The 21009-nt window shown below is 63.3% G+C and carries 17 protein-coding genes; 11 read left to right on the plus strand and 6 right to left on the minus strand.

Annotated elements, in window-relative coordinates:
- The first annotated feature begins 238 nt into the window (after positions 1–238).
- The 6 genes from J1G35_RS18195 to J1G35_RS18220 all read left to right on the plus strand — a co-directional run bounded on the left by J1G35_RS18195 (position 239) and on the right by J1G35_RS18220 (position 6214).
- On the plus strand, positions 239–925 hold the full coding sequence (locus J1G35_RS18195; RefSeq protein ID WP_223015636.1) for an aspartate/glutamate racemase family protein: 687 nt from the start codon (positions 239–241) through the stop codon (positions 923–925).
- Between the two features lie 112 nt (positions 926–1037).
- The gene (locus J1G35_RS18200; RefSeq protein ID WP_223015637.1) at positions 1038–2093 is read left to right on the plus strand and encodes an AMP-binding protein; all 1056 of its coding nucleotides are present in this window, start codon (positions 1038–1040) and stop codon (positions 2091–2093) included.
- A 10-nt stretch (positions 2094–2103) separates the two neighbouring features.
- Positions 2104–2880, plus strand: a complete 777-nt coding sequence (locus J1G35_RS18205) for an ABC transporter ATP-binding protein (RefSeq protein ID WP_223015638.1) — start codon at positions 2104–2106, stop codon at positions 2878–2880.
- A gap of 2 nt (positions 2881–2882) precedes the next feature.
- Entirely contained in the window at positions 2883–3764 is an 882-nt protein-coding gene (locus J1G35_RS18210; RefSeq protein ID WP_053139125.1) for a branched-chain amino acid ABC transporter permease, read from the plus strand.
- Between the two features lie 22 nt (positions 3765–3786).
- Positions 3787–4854, plus strand: a complete 1068-nt coding sequence (locus J1G35_RS18215; RefSeq protein WP_223015639.1) for a branched-chain amino acid ABC transporter permease — start codon at positions 3787–3789, stop codon at positions 4852–4854.
- 28 nt (positions 4855–4882) lie between these two features.
- Entirely contained in the window at positions 4883–6214 is a 1332-nt protein-coding gene (locus J1G35_RS18220) for an ABC transporter substrate-binding protein (RefSeq protein WP_223015640.1), read from the plus strand.
- Between the two features lie 132 nt (positions 6215–6346).
- Here J1G35_RS18220 and nirD read toward each other — a convergent pair whose 3' ends face one another.
- Together nirD and nirB are read right to left on the minus strand one after the other, a co-directional pair.
- Complete coding sequence (gene nirD, locus J1G35_RS18225) at positions 6347–6709, minus strand: nitrite reductase small subunit NirD (protein ID WP_223015641.1); 363 nt, start codon at positions 6707–6709, stop codon at positions 6347–6349.
- The gene (gene nirB / locus J1G35_RS18230) at positions 6709–9252 is read right to left on the minus strand and encodes a nitrite reductase large subunit NirB (protein ID WP_223015642.1); all 2544 of its coding nucleotides are present in this window, start codon (positions 9250–9252) and stop codon (positions 6709–6711) included. The genes nirD and nirB overlap by 1 nt, the downstream gene beginning before the upstream one ends.
- Positions 9253–9890: 638 nt before the next feature.
- On the opposite strand from nirB, the gene J1G35_RS18235 reads away from it, so the two are divergent.
- Both J1G35_RS18235 and J1G35_RS18240 read left to right on the plus strand, forming a co-directional pair.
- Entirely contained in the window at positions 9891–13898 is a 4008-nt protein-coding gene (locus tag J1G35_RS18235; protein ID WP_223015643.1) for a bifunctional nitrate reductase/sulfite reductase flavoprotein subunit alpha, read from the plus strand.
- Between the two features lie 150 nt (positions 13899–14048).
- Positions 14049–15986 (plus strand): methyl-accepting chemotaxis protein, encoded by a 1938-nt coding sequence (locus J1G35_RS18240; protein WP_223015644.1) that lies wholly within the window; start codon positions 14049–14051, stop codon positions 15984–15986.
- A 176-nt stretch (positions 15987–16162) separates the two neighbouring features.
- On the opposite strand, the gene J1G35_RS18245 is transcribed toward J1G35_RS18240, so the two are convergent.
- The 3 genes from J1G35_RS18245 to J1G35_RS18255 are packed head-to-tail and all read right to left on the minus strand — an operon-like array spanning position 16163 to position 17114.
- Positions 16163–16534: a hypothetical protein gene (locus J1G35_RS18245; RefSeq protein WP_223015645.1), complete on the minus strand. Its 372-nt coding sequence runs from the start codon at positions 16532–16534 to the stop codon at positions 16163–16165.
- Positions 16486–16638 (minus strand): hypothetical protein, encoded by a 153-nt coding sequence (locus tag J1G35_RS18250; RefSeq protein WP_223015646.1) that lies wholly within the window; start codon positions 16636–16638, stop codon positions 16486–16488. Before J1G35_RS18250 ends, J1G35_RS18245 begins: the two co-directional genes overlap by 49 nt.
- Positions 16635–17114 (minus strand): ATP-binding protein, encoded by a 480-nt coding sequence (locus J1G35_RS18255; RefSeq protein ID WP_223015647.1) that lies wholly within the window; start codon positions 17112–17114, stop codon positions 16635–16637. The genes J1G35_RS18250 and J1G35_RS18255 overlap by 4 nt, the downstream gene beginning before the upstream one ends.
- Positions 17115–17271: 157 nt before the next feature.
- Between J1G35_RS18255 and J1G35_RS18260 the strand changes: the two genes are divergently transcribed.
- Together J1G35_RS18260 and J1G35_RS18265 are read left to right on the plus strand one after the other, a co-directional pair.
- Positions 17272–17685, plus strand: a complete 414-nt coding sequence (locus J1G35_RS18260; protein WP_053138898.1) for a DUF2231 domain-containing protein — start codon at positions 17272–17274, stop codon at positions 17683–17685.
- Positions 17682–18974, plus strand: coding sequence for a sorbosone dehydrogenase family protein (locus J1G35_RS18265; protein ID WP_223015648.1), 1293 nt, complete (start codon positions 17682–17684; stop codon positions 18972–18974). The genes J1G35_RS18260 and J1G35_RS18265 overlap by 4 nt, the downstream gene beginning before the upstream one ends.
- A 30-nt stretch (positions 18975–19004) precedes the next feature.
- Here J1G35_RS18265 and J1G35_RS18270 read toward each other — a convergent pair whose 3' ends face one another.
- On the minus strand, positions 19005–19913 hold the full coding sequence (locus J1G35_RS18270; RefSeq protein ID WP_223015649.1) for a LysR substrate-binding domain-containing protein: 909 nt from the start codon (positions 19911–19913) through the stop codon (positions 19005–19007).
- Between the two features lie 94 nt (positions 19914–20007).
- Here J1G35_RS18270 and J1G35_RS18275 point away from each other — a divergent pair, with 94 nt between their 5' ends.
- Positions 20008–20997, plus strand: coding sequence for a DMT family transporter (locus tag J1G35_RS18275; RefSeq protein WP_223015650.1), 990 nt, complete (start codon positions 20008–20010; stop codon positions 20995–20997).
- Positions 20998–21009 lie beyond the last annotated feature (12 nt).

The following is a 21009-nucleotide window of genomic DNA, read 5'->3' on the forward strand; positions in this document are numbered from 1 at the left end:
CAAAACACAGCCCCGGACGTGCCTGGCACTCTGCAGCGCTCTTATTGGGGCTGCTGCGCAGCCCAACGCGGGGCAAGCCCGCTCGCCACAGTTACAGTGTTTCTCCTTAACTATCCGGCATTACTATTCCTTGGTTAATTTTCCAGTAATGCGCAATGGTCTTAGCAGCTCCCTTGCTTTAGCCAGGTGCGGGCTGCATCTTAATCATCGCCAAGCCTTTCAGCACTGGAAACAGCCCATGCGCATCGCCTGCCTTCATACCGCAGCCAGCAACATCAGCGTCTTTGACACCGCCGCGAAAGCACTGGGTATCGGCGCTGATGTGCTACGCCATGAAGTGCGCGCCGACTTATTGGCTGCTGCCGAAAACGCCGGCCATCTGAGCGCCGACATCTGCGCATCCACCGCATCAGCCCTGCTTGCACTGGCTGAACAGGCCGACGCCGTGGTGCTCACCTGCTCGACCCTGGGCCCGGTCGTTGAAGGTATCTCCAGCAGTGTCCCGATCCTGAGAACAGACGAAGCGCTGTCCGCCTCGGCGGTGCAAGCTGGCGGAAAAGTCGCGGTGTTGTGCGCGGTGGAAACCACACTCGAACCCACCTCGCGACTGTTTCACCAGGCGGCGCTGCAATCGAACGCCGTCGTCGAAGTGCGGCTGGTTCCGGGGGCGTGGGGATTGTTCAAGGCAGGTGACATCGACGGCTACCTGGCGACCGTTGCCATGGCCGCCGATCAGGCCTACCGGGAGGGCGCATCCATAGTCGCACTGGCTCAGGCCTCCATGAGCAGTGCTGCCGCCCATGTCACATCCGGCCCACTGCCCCTCACCAGTGCCCTCGCCGGCCTGGAAGCAGCGTTGCGCTCACTTCAAGACCCGCTGACGGCGCTGTTGGCCCAACAACAGTGCTTGGACAGCTTGTGCTGAATCCACACACGCCCCCTCTCCTAAAAACCCACATATCTTATTGAAATAAAAGCATTTAATCCTCTGGCATGGCGCGTGCAATCGCCTTCGCATACTGACGAAGGATGCCCCCATGCCCCAGACACTGCCCCAGGCGCTGTTGCGCCAAGCCCACACCCGAGGCTCGGCGATTGCCTTGCGCTTCAAGCGCCTGGGCATCTGGCATGAGCGCAGCTGGAGCGAGGTGGCGGACGAGGTCAGCCAACTCGCCGCTGCCTTGCATCAGCGCAGCTTCGGGCCCGACGATAACCTGTTGATCCTCAGCCAAGCGCGCCCCGAAGCGTTGCTGCTGGCGCTGGCGGCGCAATGGCTGGGCGCCAGCGTGACGCTGCTGGACCCGGACCGCGACAACCGGGCGCTGCTCGCCGGGCTGCGACCGCGCTTCGTGCTCGTGCAGGACTTGGAAGCGCTGCAACAACTCGGTGAGCGTGGGGTGGTGGTGTTCCTCGACGGGCGTGGCCTGAGCCAGTCCCAGAACGCCGACTTGATCGACTATGCCGAGCTACGTGCCGACACACCGCCACCCGCCCACGCCCCGCAGCCGAGCGACAGCGCCTTCGTCTTTCATGCCGACACGTCCCTGCACTTGACCCACGCGCAACTGCTCGCGGGTGCCCGGACGCTGGTCGACCGCGAACGCCTCGGCGCCGACGACGAAGCCCTCGCCGCGCGGGTGTTTGCCGCCAGCGGCCAGGCGCGTTACCTGCTGGCGCCCTGGCTGCACGCGGGCTTTCGGCTGAACTTCCCGGAAGCCCTCGCCACCCGCGACAACGACCGCCGCGAACTGGGCCCGACCCTGGTGCTGGGCACCCGCGAATCCTATGCGCGCCTGGAGCAATGGGTGCGTGAACGCCTGCCACTGCCGGGCAGCGTCAGCCATCGTTTATACGACTGGGCCATGCAGCCGACCCGCTCTCCCGTGCGCCGCTGGCTGGGCCATTGGCTGGTGCGTCGACCTTTGCTGGATGTGCTGGGCATGAGCCGGCTGCGCGTGCCCTTGCTGGTCGGGCCGCCGCTGCATCCGGAAAGTGCCGCCTTCTTTGCGGCCCTGGGCATTCATCCTGGCCATTGGCAAGAGCCGTCCACCCACCACGCCCCCAGCGAACACTTGCTGCCTCAATCTGCCTGACGAGCCTTCCATGCGCACACCTACTGAAGCGACATTACTTCGGCTCGATGACATCTCCCTGTCGTTCAAGGGCATCAAGGCCATCACCTCCATCAGTTTCGAGGTCAAGGCCGGCGACATCTGCGGCCTGATCGGCCCCAATGGCGCGGGCAAAAGTTCGCTGCTCAATGTGATCAACGGGGTCTACCACCCCCAGAGCGGCAGCATCCACTACGCCGGCCAGACCCGGCGGCGCATGCGCGCGCACCAGGCGGCCGAGGGCGGGATTGCGCGGACTTTCCAGAATATCGCGCTGTTCAAGGGCATGAGCGTGCTCGACAACGTGCTCACCGGGCGCAACCTCAAACGCCGCAGCAGTTGGCTGGAGCAGATGCTGCGCGTGGGCCGCGCCCCACGCGAGGACGACGCCCACCGCCTGCACGCGGAAAAGGTGATTGCCTTCCTGCAGATCCATCCCTGGCGCCACGTGCTGGTCGGCACCCTGCCCTATGGCCTGCAAAAACGTGTCGAACTGGCCCGCGCCCTGGCGTCCGAACCCACCCTGCTGTTGCTGGATGAACCCATGGCCGGCATGAACGCCCAGGAGAAAGCCCAGATGAGCCAGTTCATCCGCGACATCAACCGCGAGTTCGGCACCACCGTGGTGTTGATCGAACACGACATCGGCATGGTCATGGGCTTGTGCGACCACGTGGTGGTCCTCGACTACGGTCGCAAGATCGGCGACGGCACCCCGCAACAGGTACGCGCCAACCCCGATGTCATCGCCGCCTACCTGGGGACCTGAGCATGGAATTTTTCTTCGAAGTGCTGATCGGCGGGCTGCTGGCCGGCGTGATGTATGCCTTGGTGGCGATTGGTTTTGTGCTGATCTACAAGGCCTCCGGCGTGTTCAATTTTGCCCAGGGCGCCATGGTGCTGTTCGCCGCCCTGACGTTTGTCAGCCTGCTGGAGCGCGGCTTCCCGTTTGCCTGGGCATTCCTGATCACCCTGGCGAGCATGGTGGTGCTGGCGCTGCTGATCGAAAAAGTGGTGCTGCGGCCCTTGGTCAATCGTCCACCGATCATCCTCTTCATGGCGACCCTCGGGCTGTCCTACATGATCGAAGGTTTTGCGCAGTTCCTCTGGGGTGCGCAGGTGCACGGGCTGGACCTCGGCATCGCCGACGAACCGCTGGAAATCCGCGGCATGCTGCTTTCGCAATTCGACCTGTTTGCCGCCGGCACCGCCGCCGCGCTGGTGATCGTCCTGTCGCTGTTGTTCAACAAAACGCGGGTGGGCTTGTCATTGCGCGCGGTGGCCGATGACCCGCTGGCGTCCATGGCGATCGGTATTCGCTTGCCGCGCATCTGGGCGTTGGTGTGGGCGGTGGCCGGGTTTGTCGGCCTGGTGGCCGGGTTGCTCTGGGGCGCGCGCCTGGGGGTGCAGTTCTCGCTCTCGCTGGTGGTGCTCAAGGCGCTGCCGGTGCTGATCATCGGCGGGTTCTCGTCCATCGGCGGGGCGATTGTCGGCGGCCTGATCATCGGTGCGGCGGAGAAAATCGCCGAGATCTACCTCGGCCCGATCATCGGCAGCGGCATTGAAAATTGGGTGCCGTACGTTCTGGCGTTGCTGTTCCTGTTGGTGCGGCCTGCCGGGTTGTTCGGCGAGCGCGCCATCGAACGGGTTTGATTGTCTTTGGGGAAATGCCTGCATGTTGTATCAAGAAGTCGGTCAAATCAGTACCTCCTACGCGGCCGAGCGCCGCACCTTTCGCCTGCGCCAGGACCGCGTCGCGCTGTGGCTGCTGCTGGGCGTGGCGTTTTTTGCAGTGCCTTGGCTGGGCAATGACTACTGGTTCAGCGCAATCCTGGTGCCGCTGCTGGTGCTGTCGCTGGCCGGGCTTGGGCTCAACCTGCTGACGGGCTATGCCGGGCAACTTTCACTGGGCTCGGCGGCGTTCATGGCGGTGGGCGCGTTTGCCGCCTACAACCTGCAACTGCGCGTGCCCGGTCTGCCGCTGCTGGTCAGCTTCGCCCTGGGCGGCGTGATCGCCGCAGCGGTGGCGGTGTTCTTCGGTTTGCCGAGCCTGCGCATCAAGGGCTTTTACCTGCTGGTGGCGACCCTGGCCGCGCAGTTCGTGGTCGAGTGGGTGCTCACCCGCTTCAGCTGGTTTACCAACGACAACGCCTCGGGCGTGATCACCTCGCCGCCGCTGCTGATTGCCGGGCTGGACTTCAGCTCACCGCGTGGCCGCTATGTGCTGACGTTGGCCGTGGTAGTGGCGCTGTTCTGGCTGGGCAAAAACCTGGTGCGCAGCGAACTGGGCCGCAACTGGATGGCAGTTCGCGACATGGACACCGCCGCTGCCGTCATCGGCATTCGCCTGTTGAAGGCCAAGCTGCTGGCGTTTGCCATCAGCGGCTTCTACCTGGGCGTCGCCGGTTCACTGTGGGCGTTCGCCTACCTGGGCACGGTCGAGTCCCACGGCTTTGACCTGAGCCGCTCGTTCCAGGTGCTGTTCATCATCATTATCGGCGGCCTGGGCAGCGTGCTCGGCAACGTCCTCGGCGCCGCGTTCATCGTGTTGTTCCCCATTCTGCTGGGCAATCTCTTCAGCCTTTTGCCCGCCGGCCTGATGGACGCGGGCCAGTTGGAAAACATCCAGAAGATGCTGTTTGGCGCGCTGATCATCGCTTTTTTGATCAAGGAACCGGAGGGGCTGGCCCGTCTGTGGCAGCGCTTTCGTCAACGGGCCAGGGTTTGGCCGCTGCGTTACTGAACTCAATAACCCCCCAGGAATGACCTCCATGACACACCGCTTATCGCTGCGCCGCCTGGCCTTGGGCCTGGCCCTGATCACCGCTGGGCTCACGGCCGGCGCCCAGGCTGCCAACGAACAATACTTCCCCTTGCAGAGCTACCGGGTCGGCCCGTACGCGGCCGGCGGCACCGGTTTCTTCGGTGGCTTCATCGACTACCTGCAATACATCAATTCCAAGGGCGGGGTGAACGGCGTCAAGCTGACCTGGAGCGAGTGCGAAACCGAGTACGTGGTGGAAAAAGGCGTCGAATGCTACGAGCGCCTCAAGGGCGGGCTCAACGGTGCACCGGCCGCGGCCACCAACCCGCTGTCAGTCGGCATCGCCTATGCCACCCTGGACCGCTCCACCGCCGACAAGCTGCCGCTGATCACCATCAACCATGGCCGCACCGACTCTACCGACGGCAGCGTGTTCCCCTACGTGTTCCCGCTGCAGCTCAACCCGTATTCGGAAGTCTCGGCGATCATCAACTACATCGGCCAACGCGAAGGCGGCGCCGACAAGCTCAAAGGCAAGAAAATCGCCGTGCTCTACCACGGCTCGCCATACGGCAAGGAAACCAATGGCGTGCTCGAAACCCTGGCAAAAAACGCCGGCTTCGAACTGACCCTGCTGGAAGTGCCGCACCCCGGCAACGAGCAGCAATCGCAGTGGCTGAACATCCGTCGCCTCAAGCCCGACTGGGTGATCCTGCGCGGCTGGGGCGTGATGAACCCGGTGGCGCTTAAATCCGCGCAGAAAGTCGGCTATCCGGCCGATCACATCATCGGCAATATCTGGAGCAACTCCGAAGAAGACGTGGTACCGGCCGGTGCCGCCGCCAAAGGGTTTATCTCGATCACCACCCACCCGTCGGGCACCGACTTCCCGGTACTGCAAGGCATCAAGCAAAGCGTGGTAGACACCGGCAAGGGCAACCTGGCCGACCCCAAGCGTTTCGGCACCGTGTATTACAACCTGGGCGTGGTCAACGGCATTCTCAACGTCGAAGCCCTGCGCCTGGCCCAGGAAAAATACGGCCACCAACCGCTGACCGGCGAGCAGGTACGCTGGGGCTTCGAACACCTGAACCTCGACGATGCACGCCTGCAAGCACTGGGCGCCAAGGGCCTGGTGCAACCGCTGAAACTGTCCTGCGCCGAGCACGAAGGCGGCGGCGCCGTACGCTTCCAGCAATGGGACGGCCAGCGCTGGAACCTGATCAGCGACTGGGTACAAGCCGATCGCGCCTTGTTGCGGCCGATCATCGAAGCCTCAGCGGCGCAGTACGCCAAGGAGAAAGGCATCACGCCGCGGGATTGCAGCAAAGAGCAGTAAAACGACCCAACTCTGGGAGGGGGCTTGCTCCCGATGGCGGTGGGTCAGCTAGTGAATCTGTTGGCTGACACACTGCTATCGGGAGCAAGTCGAATCGTCGCACCGCCCCTCCCACATTTAGGCCGAGGTGTGTCAGCCCACGGCCAATTCCACCACGCCGCCGTTCAACCGCACTGGCCATACCCTCAGGCGTTGATGCGGTGCCTCCAGGCATTGGCCGTCGTGCAAACGGTAATGCTGTTTGTAGATCGGTGCAGCCACCACCAGGTCGCCCTTGATGCTGCCGACCAGCCCACGACCGATTACATTCGCGCCGGATTCCGGGTCGTGGTTGTCGACGGCGTACAGCGTCTGGTCCTGGGCGCCGGGCAGGTAGAACAGCGCGACTTGGGCGCCGTCCAGCCACACCACTACGCCGGAATTACTCACCAGGTCGGTCTCTTTGCACACGCTTTTCCAGGTGGCAAGGTTGCGCTGTGTGTTGGACTGGCTCATCAGGCAAGCTCCTCGGTGACGGCAATCAGGTTGAGTTCGGCGGCCATGATCGGCCGACGCTGGCCGCGTTCCTGGACAAAGTGGATGTCCGGGTCGGGGCGTTTGTCGTTGACGAAGGTGCGGAAGCGCTTGAGTTTTTCTGGATCCTTGAGGGCGTTGGCCCACTCGCATTCGTAGCGGTCGACCACCAGTTGCATTTGCGCTTCGAGTTCGGCGCCCAGGCCCAGGCTGTCGTGCAGGATCACGTCCTTGAGAAAATCCAGGCCGCCTTCCAGGCTTTCGCGCCAGACCGAGGTGCGTTGCAATTTGTCGGCGGTGCGGATGTAGAACATCAGGAAGCGGTCGATGTACTGGATCAGCGTGGCGTCATCGAGGTCGGTGGCGAACAGTTCGGCGTGCCGTGGACGCATGCCGCCGTTGCCGGCGATGTAGAGGTTCCAGCCCTTCTCGGTGGCGATCACGCCCACGTCCTTGCTCTGCGCCTCGGCACATTCGCGGGTGCAGCCGGACACCGCGAACTTGAGCTTGTGCGGCGAACGCAGGCCCTTGTAGCGATCTTCGATCAACAGCGCCATTTTCACGCTGTCCTGCACACCGTAGCGGCACCAGGTGCTGCCCACGCAGGACTTCACCGTGCGCGTGGACTTGCCGTAGGCGTGCCCGGTTTCAAACCCGGCGGCGATCAGCTCGGCCCAGATGTCCGGCAGCTCGTGCAGTTGCGCGCCAAACAGGTCGATGCGCTGACCGCCGGTGATCTTGGTGTAGAGGTCGTATTTCTTCGCCACTTCGCCAATCACGATCAGCTTGTCGGCAGTGATCTCGCCGCCCGGAATACGTGGCACCACCGAGTAGGTACCGTTCTTCTGCATGTTGGCCATGAAGGTATCGTTGGTGTCCTGCAACGGCACCAGGGACGCGTCCATGATCGGCTGGTTCCAGCACGAGGCCAGGATCGACCCCACCGCCGGTTTGCACACATCGCAACCAGTGTGGCCACGGCCGTGTTTGGCCAGCAGTTCTTCAAACGTGAGCACCCCTTCCACGCGCACCAGGGCATACAACTCCTGGCGGGTGTAGGCGAAGTGTTCGCACAGGCTCTTGTCGACGCTGACGCCGCGGGCAATCAGCTCGTGCTCAAACACCTGCTTGAGCAAGCCGGCGCACCCACCGCAACCGGTGCAGGCCTTGGTCTGCGACTTGAGCAGGCCGAGGTCGCTGCAACCGCCGTCGATGGCCGAGCAGATCGCGCCCTTGTTGACGTTGTGGCACGAGCACACCGTGGCCGAGTCCGGCAAGGCGCCTGGGCCGAGGGTCGGTGCGCCGCTGGACGATGGCAGGATCAGGCTGGCCGGTTCGGCCGGCAGCGCGATGCTGTTCTGCATGTATTGCAGCAAGGTGTCGTAGTAGCTGTTGTCGCCGACCAGCACCGCGCCGATCACGTGTTTGCCGCTCGCATCCACCACCAGGCGCCGATAGCTGGCGCTCGCCTCGTCGATGAACTGGTAGCTGCGCGCACCCGGTGTATGGGCGTGGGCGTCGCCGATGGAGCCCACGTCCACGCCCAGCAGCTTGAGCTTGGTGGACATGTCGGCGCCGACAAAGGGCTCAGCGGTGTGCTCGCACAACAGCGCGGCGACGCCACGGGCCATCTGGTAACCCGGCGCAACCAGGCCGAACAGGCTGCCGTTCCAGGAGGCGCATTCGCCAATTGCGTAGATGTTGGGATCGCAGCTCAAACACTCATCGTTGATCACCACGCCGCCGCGCGGGCCGATGTCCAGGCCGGCCTGGCGGGCCAGGGCGTCCTGGGCGCGGATCCCGGCGGAGAACACGATCAAGTCAGTCTCAAGGAACTCGTCATTGGCAAAATTCATGCGGTAGCGGTACTGCTCGCCGGCACTGATCGACTGGGTAGCGCGGGACAGATGCACACCGACGCCCAGCCGCTCGATCTGGGCCTTAAGCGCCAAGCCGCCAAAATCATCCAGCTGCACCGGCATCAGACGCGGTGCGAATTCCACCACGTGGGCTTCCAGGCCCAGGCTTTTCAGGGCGTTGGCGGCTTCCAGGCCGAGCAGGCCACCGCCCACCACCACACCACGGCGCGCATTGGCGGCTGCGGTGCGAATGGCGTCGAGGTCTTGCAGGGTGCGATACACCAGCCGCGAGTCGCCTTCGGCGCCCTCGATCGGCGGCACGAACGGATAAGAGCCGGTGGCGAGTACCAGCTTGTCGTACGCCACGCACCCGTCGGCGGTGATCACCTCGCAACGGGCGCGGTCGATCTCCAGCACCGGCACCCCCAGGTGCAAGGTGACGCCCGGCACCTGGTACAGCGAGGCGTCGGACAGTGCCAACGACTCGGCATCGCGGCCGGTGAAATACTCGGACAGATGCACGCGGTCATAGGCACGCATCGGCTCTTCGCTGAACACGTGCAGCCGGTAGTGATCCAGCGCGCCGCGTTCGATCAGTTGCTCCAGGCAATGGTGGCCGACCATGCCATTGCCGACGACGATCAGGGTTTTCATCTGTTTGTTCATATCAAGCACCCGACAACGTTCATCACGATTTAAAAAGCAAAAAAAAACGCCTGAAACCTTACGGTTCCAGGCGTCTTTGCCTGTTCTTATGCGGGATCGAATCGGCGACTGCGCCGGATCTACCGCTTTATGCCCTGGTTGTCGATCGTCGTTGACCGAGGTGGGTTGAGGGGGAGCTTGCAGGTGGCGTGCCAATTGGCCGCAAGCGAGTACTCACGGCGGCGACAGGCAATCAACTGCACAAAGCGCACCCAATTTCGCCTCCAACTGGTGCGCCTTGCTTCAAAAAAGCGCACGTTCAAAGGCTCACAAATGCTTCTATGGTGAGCGGGACTGTTGTGGCGAGCGGGCTTGCCCCGCGTTGGGTGGCGAAGCCGCCCCATTACTGCCACTGCTTGCTTCCTGTAACGACTGAGGTGCCTGGGTTTGGGGCTGCTGCGCAGCCCAACGCGGGACAAGCCCGCTCGCCACAATTAACCTGTGCTCAAGAAATTGGCGCGTGACTTGCTAGGAACACACACAGAGCAGTCAACGCTGATTGCCCATTCACGACAAAGGCGCCGTGCAATCCCCGTTTCCAACGGAGGGTTGCAGGGCGCTTTTTTGTTGGCGGGCAGAAAAAGTTTCGAGGGTTACGGATGGCAAACCAAAGCGTACGCAGTGTGTGTCCTTATTGTGGCGTGGGCTGCGGCATCGTCATGCAGGTGGAGAACAATAAGGTGGTCAAGGTGATCGGCGACAAGGCCCACCCGACCAACTTCGGCCGCCTGTGCACCAAAGGCACCACCTGCGGGCAGGCCATCGCCGAGTCCGGGCGGATGGAGAACGCGTACCTGCGTGAGAAGCGTGACCACGACCCAGTGCGCATCGCCATGGACACCGCCATCAGCGAAACCGCCGGGCGCCTGCGCGGCATCCTCGACAGCCACGGGCCGGATGCCCTGTCCTTTTATGTGTCCGGGCAAATGTCCCTGGAGGCCCAGTACCTGATCAACAAATTGGCCAAGGGCTTTGTACGCACCAACAACGTCGAGTCCAACTCACGCCTGTGCATGGCCAGTGCTGGCAGCGGCTACAAGCTGTCCCTCGGCTCCGACGGGCCGCCGGGCTCCTATGAAGACTTCGACCGCGCCGACCTGTTCTTCGTGATCGGCGCCAATATGGCCGACTGTCACCCGATCCTGTTCCTGCGCATGATGGACCGGGTCAAGGCCGGGGCGAAGCTGATCGTGGTCGACCCACGGCGCAGCGCCACCGCCGACAAAGCCGGCCTGTACCTGCCGATCAAACCGGGCACCGACCTCGCCCTGCTCAATGGCCTGTTGCACCTGCTGGTCAAGAACGGCCACACCGATCCGGCCTTTATTGCCGCGTTCACCGAGGGCTGGGAGGCCATGCCCGGCTTCCTCGAAGACTACCCGCCGCAGACCGTCGCCGACATCACCGGCCTGGCCGAAGCAGACATCCGCCAGGCCGCCGACTGGATCGGTGCAGCCGCCGAGTGGATGAGCTGCTGGACCATGGGCCTCAACCAAAGCACCCACGGCACCTGGAACACCAACGCCCTGTGCAACCTGCACCTGGCCACCGGCGCCATCTGCCGCCCCGGCAGCGGACCGTTTTCCCTCACCGGCCAACCCAACGCCATGGGCGGCCGTGAGATGGGCTACATGGGCCCTGGCCTGCCGGGGCAGCGCTCGGTGCTGGTGGAGGCCGACCGCGCATTTATCGAAGACCTCTGGCAGATCCCCGCAGGCAGCCTGCCGCGCCAGGTCGGCGGCGGCACCGTGGCACTGTTCGAGCAGATGAGCGCGGGGCAGATCAAGGCCTGCTGGATCATCTGCACCAACCCGGTGGCCAGCGCGCCCAATCGCCGCAAGGTCATCGAAGCCCTGCAAGCCGCCGAACTGGTGATCACCCAGGATGCCTTCCTCGACACCGAGACCAACCGCTACGCCGACATCCTGCTGCCCGGCGCACTGTGGGCCGAGGCCGAAGGGGTGATGATCAACTCCGAGCGCAACCTGACCCTGATGCAAAAGGCCGTCGAACCACCGGGCCAGACCTTGCCCGACTGGCAGATCATCGCCAGGGTGGCCTGCGAGATGGGCTTTGCCGACGCCTTCACCTACGCCAGCGCCGCCGAGGTCTTCGACGAGATCAAGCGCGCCTGGAACCCCAAGACCGGCTACGACATTCGTGGCGCCAGCCATGCACGGCTACGCGAACAACCGCTGCAATGGCCCTGCTCTTCAGAGGCTGGTGCGGAGCGCAACCCGATCCGCTACCTGAATACAGGCACGCTCAGATTCGCCACCGAAAACGGCAAAGGCCAGTTCCTCGCGCGTCCGCATATGCCGCCGGCGGAGATGCCCGACACAGCCTTCCCGTTCGTGCTCAACACCGGCCGTTTGCAGCACCAGTGGCACACCCTGACCAAGACCGGCAAGGTCGCCACACTGAACAAACTCAACCCCGGCCCCTTCGTCGAACTGCACCCTGAAGACGCCGCCAGCCTCGGCATCAAGGACAAGGACCGCGTGGAGGTGCGCTCCCAGCGCGGACGAGCCGTGCTGCCTGCAGTGGTCACCGACCGCGTGCGCCCGGGCAATTGTTTTGCGCCCTTCCACTGGAACGATGTGTTTGGCGAACACCTGGCGATCAACGCGGTGACCAACGACGCGGTCGATCCGATTTCCCTGCAGCCCGAGTTCAAGTTCTGTGCCGTGGCCTTGGCCCGAGTCGAGTTGATCGATCATCAGTTTCTCGATAGGCCGGCCACCAATGACCGTTCCCCCTTAGCAGAGGACCTCGCCATGTCGCGCCTCGACGCCTTCGCCGATATTGCCGGCATCCGCAACGTGCCGGCCCCCTCATTGAGCGACAGCGAACGCACTTACCTCGCAGGTTTCCTCAGCGGCCTGCGCTCCGACGCCGGGCGCCAGGCAGCCGGTGTGCCGGTGATGCCAAGCCATGCGCCGCTGGCCAAGGACACCCGCCTGTGGCTGGACGGTTTGCTCGGCGGGCTGTTCAGCCGTGCAGAAGCCAGCGCCGTTACAGCACCGCCCTCCCCGGCCGTCACCCTGTTATGGGCCTCGCAGACCGGTAACGCCGAAGCCCTCGCCGAGCGATTCGCCAAGCGCTTGCGCGACGCGGGCATCAGCGTGGAGCTCAGCGCGATGGCGGATTTCCCGGCGAGCAAACTGGCGAGCACACAAAACCTCGCGCTGATCAGCAGCACCTTCGGCGACGGCGACCCGCCCGACAACGGCGAAGGCTTCTGGCACAGCCTCAGCACCGTCGAGATCCGCCTGGAGTCGCTGCGCTTTGCGGTGCTGGCCTTGGGTGATCCGAATTACGACCAGTTCTGCAAGCACGGCCAGCGACTCGACCAGCGCTTGCTGGAGTTGGGCGCCACCCGCCTGCTTGAACGCGTCGACTGCGACACCGAATTCGAAGAACGCGCCGATGCGTGGCTGGCCCGGTTCCAACAGACCCTCCACCCGGCAAAGCCCGTAGCCCCGGTAACGCCCGCCACACCGGCAGGCAAAACCAAACTGCATGGCTCACGACTGCTGCTCAACCGGCACCTGAACCCACAGAGCGCCCACAAGGAAACCCGCCAGTTCGCCCTGGACCTGACCGATTCCGGGCTGAGCTATGAAGCCGGTGATGCCCTGGGCGTCATGCCACGCAACTGCCCGGAACTGGTCAGCGAACTGCTCGACCTGACGCGTCTGGATCCGGCTGCCTGCGTGAACATCGACACCTTCGGCGATGTACCGCTGCACCAGGCGCTGACCCAGCGTTTCGAAATTGCCCGGCCCAGCAGCGACACCTTGGCCTTTATTGCCGAGCGCAGCACCAACCCAGGCCTCAAGCAACTGCTGAACCCTGAGCGCAAAGCCGAATTGCAAGGCTGGCTGTGGGGCCGACAACTGGTGGATGTGCTGCACGAATACCCCATCGATTGCTCGGCGGACGAACTGCTCGGCACCCTCAAGCGCCTGCAACCGCGTTTGTATTCAATCGCCTCCAGCGCCAAAGCCTACCCGCAGGAAGTGCACCTCACCGTGGCCGCCGTGCGCTATGGCAAGCGCAAGGGCGTGTCCTCGACCTTCCTCGCCGACCGCGCCGCAGACAGCGAGGTGCCGTTGTTCGTGCAGCCGTCCAAACACTTCCGCACACCGGCCAACGGCGACGTGCCGATGATCATGATCGGCCCCGGCACCGGTGTGGCGCCGTTCCGCGCGTTTTTGCAGGAACGTCGGTCCCAAGGGCATCAGGGCCGCAACTGGCTGTTCTTTGGCGAGCAACACGCGGCCAGCGACTTTTACTACCAGGACGAACTGCAAGGCATGCAGCACGACGGCTTGCTCACTCACCTGAGCCTGGCGTTCTCCCGCGACCAGGCGCAGAAGGTCTACGTGCAGGACCGCATCCACGAACACGGCGCCGAGCTGTGGCGCTGGCTGCAGGACGGCGCGCAGCTGTATATCTGCGGGGATGCCAGCCACATGGCCAAAGACGTCGACCAGGCTCTGCGCCAGGTCGCGCAAACCCACGGCAGGCTTGGTGTTGAGGGCGCCGTGGAGTACTGGCGCCAGTTGAGCGAACAGAAGCGCTATCTGCGTGATGTCTACTGATTGGATACAGAACAATAAGCACTTTGTATTGTGTACAAAAAACCCTAAAGATTTACCGGCATCGGGCCGAAACAGCGGTGATAGCAAATCGCCGCGCTCTTTTTCCGGAGCGAGACGGTTTGACCGCCCCCTACGCTGATGGTCGTCTCGATGAAAATAAAAAATAAGCTGGTGCTGGCTTTTGTCTCGGTCGCGTTTATCCCGGTAAGCCTGGTGGCGGTCATCTCCGTGATGAACACACGGACCCAGGCCGTTGACCAGTTTATTGATGGCAGCACCCGGGAAATCCGCCAGATCGATGGCAATATCCGCCAGTTCTTCGACGGTACGCAGCAGAACGTCGATCAAATGGCCATGGATCCTGTGTACTCCTCCGTGGAAACGCTGAAGAACTACCAGCCCGCCGACGCCGCCAGTCAGCCGATGCCAGCAGCGGCACAAGCGGTCATCGAGCGCTTTGCGCGCTTCGGCGCCACGCACCCGGCAGCCGCCATCCTCTCCATCGGCCTGGAAGACGGCACTTACGTCAAATGGCCGGATGATCCGCAACTGGCCAAGTACGACCCACGCGCGCGCCCTTGGTACAAGGCCGCCATGGCCAGCCCCGGCAAGACCGTGCGCACGCCGGCTTACTACTACGACAAAGACGACGTGGCGCTGGTCGGCACTGCCCGGGCATTGCTGGATAGCGCCGGCAAAGCCAAGGGCGTGTTCGTGGTCAGCGTGTCGCTGAAGAACCTCACCGAACTGGTCAAGAGCATCAAGCTCGGCGAAAGCGGTTACGTGATGCTGATCGAAGACGGCGTGGTGCTGGTCGACCCGCGCGACGCCGCCCACAGCTTCAAGCCGCTCAAGGACCTGGGTGCCGCCTACGCACACTTGGCCGAGACCCAAGGGTCTACCGAAGTGGAAATCAACGGCGTGCGCTACATGGCCAACGTGTGGACGTCCCCCGGCCTGGGCTGGCGCTATATCGGCCTGATTGAACACCGCGAAGTCATGGCCGAAGCCACACGCATGACCTACCTCACCGCCGTCATCGTCGGCGTGCTGGTGCTGATCTTCGGCGTGCTCGCGGCGGCGTTTTCCAAAGTAATCGTCAAGCCTATCGGCCAGGTCAGTACCGGTTTGCAGTCGATTGCCGAGGGTGAAGGCGACCTGCGCCACGAACTGCAGGTGCAGGGCAAGGATGAAACCGCCGAACTGGCCGGCTGGTTCAACAAGTTCCTCGCCGCCATCCGCCAATTGATCCAGCACATCGGCGCGGCGTCGGCCAATTTGCACAACGCGTCCAAGGTCAACAGTGAAGTGGCGCACAACATGAATGAAGCCGCCGGCCGTCAACGCGAGGCGGTGGAACTGGTGTCCACCGCGTTCAATGAAATGGTCGCCACCGCCAACGAAGTCGCGCGCTCCTGCAGCAGTGCGGCGGATTCGGCGGAGAACGGCCATCGCCGCGTGGCCGAGGGCAAGCAACAGATCGAAGTCACCACCGATAACGTCAATCGCCTGGGCCGCCGCTTGACCGAGTCGTCCGACGCCATGGTCGAACTCGAAGCCGGCAGTCGCAGCATCAACCAGATCATCGGCACCATCCGCGCGATTGCCGAACAGACCAACCTGCTGGCGCTCAATGCCGCCATCGAGGCCGCCCGTGCCGGTGACCAGGGTCGTGGCTTTGCCGTGGTCGCCGACGAAGTGCGCGCGTTGGCCAAGCGCACCTCCGACTCCACCGGCGAGATCGAGCACCTGCTCGGCACCCTGGAAAACAAGACCCAGGAAGTCACGCAAAAGATGGGCAGTTGCCTGGACCTGTCACGAGCCAGCGTGTCGTCCATCGAAAGCGCGCGTGACAGCTTTGAAGGCATCCAGTTGTCGGTCAACGAAATCCGCGACCAGAACCTGCAAATCTCCGCCGCCGCCGAGGAACAACACAGCGTGGCCGAGGAGATCAACCGGCATATCCAACAGATCTACGACGAAGCGCGACTGGTGGAAAGCCTGGCCAACTCGGCGCAGGACGACTCGGGGCGCTTGGCGAATCTGTCGGATGAGTTGAATGGCTTGGTGGGGCGCTTCAAGTCCTGATGATTGTCGCCATCTGGTAGGCATGGGTATCTACGCAACTTTTCAGCCCCTGACAAATCCCCCTGTGGCGAGCGGGCTTGGCGAATCGTCGCACCGCCCGCGTTGGGCTGCGAAGCAGCCCCAAAACCAGCCGCTACAGAGTGTCTGCTACAGCACGTTCTTCTTTACTGGGGCTGCTACGCAGTGCCTGCGGGTGAAGCCATCCAATCCAGAAAAGCTCGAAGCCGCGTGATGAAGTTTTCCATCGTGGCGCCAGGGTTCTTGGCCTCAAAGAGAAAGAACGCAATGTGAGTGACCCGCTGCGGATACCCCCGGACGAACATCGCCACATGCTCTTCAAGGGTGTGCGGCCATGTCGACGCCTCTTCCGAGCGCAGTACATGAGTGGACCTGATCAGCTTGCGTGAAGCCTCGCGCTGCAAGCGAAGCCGCTGCGTCTCGGTATCGGCGCACGCGATGCGCGTGAGGTAGGTGCTCAATACGATATGGAAATCGCCATTCACCGCCAGCGCGATGTCACGGGACGGCCGAAACCGTTCGAAATGCACTGACAGATCTTCGCCAGCAATGACTGGTATTCACGCTGCACGGGGGTGTCGGCGACGGTGAGGATAAAGCCGTCCGCGTCGAGGCCCGTAGAAGGGTTATTCATGCGCGATGCACCTCGATCACCAGCCCTTCCGCCTCACTCGGCACGCAGAAATGCCTTGTGATCAGATCAAACTCGGCGTCCGTCGCCGCAAAATCGTGGTCGCCCCGCGCATTGCGCGCATGCAGCCGGGCGCGGCAGGTGGCGTCGTCCCGTTCGAGGTAATGCAGCCGATGCGGCACCTCGGCGGCCTGCGCCAACCCCAGCAGCCATTCGCGATTGGCCAGGGTGTTGGCCGGAAAATCCAGCACCACGTTGACGCCGGATTCAAGCAGGTTGACCACCAGCGGCCCCAACACCCCGCGAATCCGCTGGGCACAGCGCAGGTAGTCGGCGATCGAGAGGATTTCACCGGGGTACAGTTGGGCGAGCCAGGTGTCTTCGCTGAGCAGGATGGCGGCGTGTTCGGCCACCAGGGTCTTGGCAAGCGTTGACTTGCCCGAGGCGATCTTGCCGCACAGCAGGTGCAGGGTTGGCATGGGGACGGCTCCTTATGTCAGGCCCTGAGCATGCCAGCTTTCAGACTGAGTCTTAATATTTCGACACGAATTATGCTGAACTATCTGACACGTAAGGCGTTCATTTCCTATGCGCAGCCCCGACCAGGGGCGTTGTACAACAAGGAGCCGCCTTACCATGACAACCCTTCCCGCCTACCGATACACGCCGGGGCCGCTGCATGCGACCTTGCTGGCCGGCACCGTGCCGCTGTTTCTGGGTGCCTTGCTCAGCGACATTGCCTACACCCAGACCTACCAGATTCAATGGGCCAACTTTGCGTCCTGGCTGATCGCCGGTGCTCTGGTGTTCTGTGGGCTCGCGTTTCTGTTTGCGCTGGTCAACCTGCTTCGCGCCGAGCGCAAGGCGGGGCAACCCACGCGGTATGTCCTGCTGCTGTTAGCCACCTGGGTATTAGGGCTGGTCAATGCCTTTCAACATGCCAAGGATGCCTACGCCTCAATGCCTGCCGGGCTGATCATGTCGGCCATCGTCTTGCTGCTGACACTGGCGGCCACCTGGACCGGCCTGCGCTCGGGAGGTGCCAAATGAAAACGTCCCACGCACTGAGCGTATTGAGCGCCGCGCTGTTGCTGAGCGCCTGCGGTGGCGAAGGTGACAAGACCCAGGCCCGCGGCCCCGACCCCAAGCTGCCGGAGCAGCAAAGCAGCCTGTTGCCGAGCATGAAGATCGCCGAGCCAACCCCCTGGGGCGATCAGAAACCCAAGGTGCCCGAAGGCTACAGCGTCACCGCCATCGCCACCGACCTGGCCATCCCGCGCCAGACCCTGGTGCTGCCCAACGGTGACATCCTGATCGCCGAAGGCCGTGGGGGCAGCGCGGCCAAGCTCAAGCCCAAGGATGTGATCGCCAGCGTGATCAAGGCCCAGGGCAACACCAAGGTCAAGGGCGGCAACCGCCTGACGCTGCTGCGCGATGCCGACGGTGACGGCACCTACGAGCTCAAGACCGTGTTCGCCGACAACCTCAACGCGCCCTACGGCCTGGCGTTTGCCGATGGCAAGCTCTACGTGGCCAACCAGGATGCGTTGGTGCGCTTCGATTACACCGACGGCCAGACCAAGGCCAGCGGCGCACCGGTCAAAGTCACCGACCTGCCGGCGCAGATCAACCATCACTGGACCAAATCCCTGGCGGTGAGTGCCGATGGGCGCCAGCTCTACGTGGGGATCGGTTCCAACAGCAACGTCACCGAACGTGGCATGGAAGTGGAAATCGACCGCGCCATGGTCTGGCAGATCGATGCAGCGACCGGCGCGCACAAACCTTACGCCACCGGCCTGCGCAACCCGACGGCGCTGACCATTCAACCCGACTCCGGGCAACTGTGGACGGTGGTCAACGAACGCGACGAACTCGGCCCCGACCTGGTGCCCGACTACCTGACGTCGGTGAAAGAAGGCGCGTTTTACGGCTGGCCCTACAGCTATTGGGGCCAGAACGTCGACCCACGTGCACAACCGCAGAACCCGGCCAAAGTCGCCGCCGCGATCAAGCCGGATTACAGCCTCGGTTCCCACGTGGCCGCACTGGGCGTGGACTTTTCCATCCCGGCCATGGGCGATACATTTGCCGACGGCGTATTCGTCGGCGAACACGGCAGTTGGAACCGCGACAACCCGGTGGGCTACAAGGTCATCTTCGTGCCGTTCAGCAATGGCAAGCCATCGGGCGAGCCGATTGATTTCGCCACCGGTTTTCGCGGTGACGACGGCAAGACCCGTGGGCGCCCGGTGGGTGTGACGGTGGACCCGAAAGGCGCGCTGATCATCGCCGATGACCTGGCCAATACCGTGTGGCGAGTGACGCGCAACCCATAGCGGCACATGACAGGGGCGGTGGCGCCCCTGTCAGCTTTCTCCCTGCAATTGGACCTCCAGCCAGTCGAGCAATGCCGTGATCTCGGCTCGACTGCCTCCTCCCTGCTGCCTATAGACCGAAATGGCCTCCGGCAAATGCACGCTCTCGGTACAGGGCCTGACCAGCGCCCCCGTTTCAATCAACTTGCTCGCGGTACGCCGCCAGCCCATGGCGACACCGTGCCCCTCCACCGCAGCCTGCAACATCAGCGGGTAACTGTCGAAGGTGGCTCCGCGCGTATCCCCGGCCACGGCCTGGTCGAACACCTGCAGCCAGCGGTCCCACTCCATCAAGTGCGGAGGGTGGGAGCTGTGGTGCAACAAGGTGCACGCCTGCAACCCGGCGAGCGATAGCGGTTTTTTTGTGCGCAGGTAGGCAGGGCTGCACACCGGGAACACTTCGTCAGCCGCGGTGAACATCAGCGGATGGGCGCCACTCGCACGCCCGGTACTTTGCAAGGCCACGTCGAAATGCTGGGTGAACTCCGTCAGGGGACGGGTGGAGGTCACCACCTGGATTTCGATATGCGGGTATTGCTGGTGGAACGTCGACAGGCGCGGCATCAGCCAATAGAACGCTTCGCATAATTGGCACAGCAGCACCACGCGATGACTGTGCGGTGACACCCGCAGGCTGGCGGCACTTTCACTGATGCTGCGCAGCGCTTCGCCGACCACCTTGCCCAGTTCCCGCCCCTCTTGGGTCAGGAACACCGCTCGGTTGCGCCGACTAAACAGCTTCACGCCCAGGTTGTCTTCCAGCCCGCGAATCTGGCGGCTGATGGCGGCCTGGGTGAGGTGCAGCTCATCGGCAGCCTTGGAGAAACTGCCCAGGCGTGCCGCCGCTTCAAACGGCAATAGGCTGGCCAGGGGCGGTAGGGTCTTGCCGAGTGTATTCATAATCTGAGGTTATACATCCAGGGCCGAGAACTCGTTTGTAGCACACCCGCATGACTGGGCACCATGGATCCATTACCTCAATGGATGCCCCCAGATGAACGCTGCACAGACCTCCATTGCCGTCGGCGTGCTGCTCGCGGTTGTTGCGACATTGGGCTGGGCGCTGAACTTCATCGCGCCCTACGTCACCGCTGGCTACAGCCTCTATGACCTGATGGCCGTGCGGTTCCTGATCGCAGGCGTGATGGGCCTCATGGGTGTGCTGCTATGCCGGGCTCAACTGCGATTGCTCAGGCCCGGCCAACGATACCTCGCCGCCGCCCTCGGGGCATTGGGTTGCCTGGGCTACGGCGTGTGCATCGCCGCAGGCGTGATGTTCGGCGGGCCGGTCATGACCCCGGCGTTTATCGGCACGGTGCCGGTGTTGTTGGCCCTGGTGGGCAACGCCAGCACCAGCACCGTCCCGTGGCGCCGTCTGGCAGCCCCCTTGTCATGCCTGGCGTTGGGCCTCTTGCTGTCGAACCTCAGCAGCTTCCATCAACCTTCATTGGATACAAACGCCTGGTGGGCAGGGCTGTTTTTTTCCCTGAGTGCGGTTGCCATCTGGTTGTGGTTCAGCGTGATCAACCAAAGGCAATTGACGCACCTGGCGGCACCCGCAACCGGCCTCTGGACTGCGCTGATGATGGTGGGCACCGGTGTCGCCACGCTGTGCCTGCTGCCGTTCATACAGGTACTCGGCGTGTTCAAGCTGCCAACGCGCGGCTTCGGCCTTTCCCAAGCAGGCCCGCTCTATGCCTGGAGCCTGATCATCGCGGTGATGTCGACCCTCATCGGCGCATGGGCCTGGAACGCCGCGACCCGACGCCTGCCAATGGTGCTCAGCGGCCAATTGATCGCCCTCGAATCACTCTTCGCCACCCTGCTCGGCCTGTGGTTCCACGGGCGCTGGCCCACACTCATGGAAGCCGCGGGCCTGGGCGCGGTGCTGATCGGCGTGGTCATGGCGATTCGGATCATATTGACGAGCCCACAGGCGACGGCCAAACCAGGGATGACCATGACCGGCGATCATAGCCGTTGACATGTTTGCCTG

Origin of the sequence: Pseudomonas sp. SH10-3B (assembly GCF_019891415.1) — a bacterium.
Lineage (GTDB): Bacteria > Pseudomonadota > Gammaproteobacteria > Pseudomonadales > Pseudomonadaceae > Aquipseudomonas.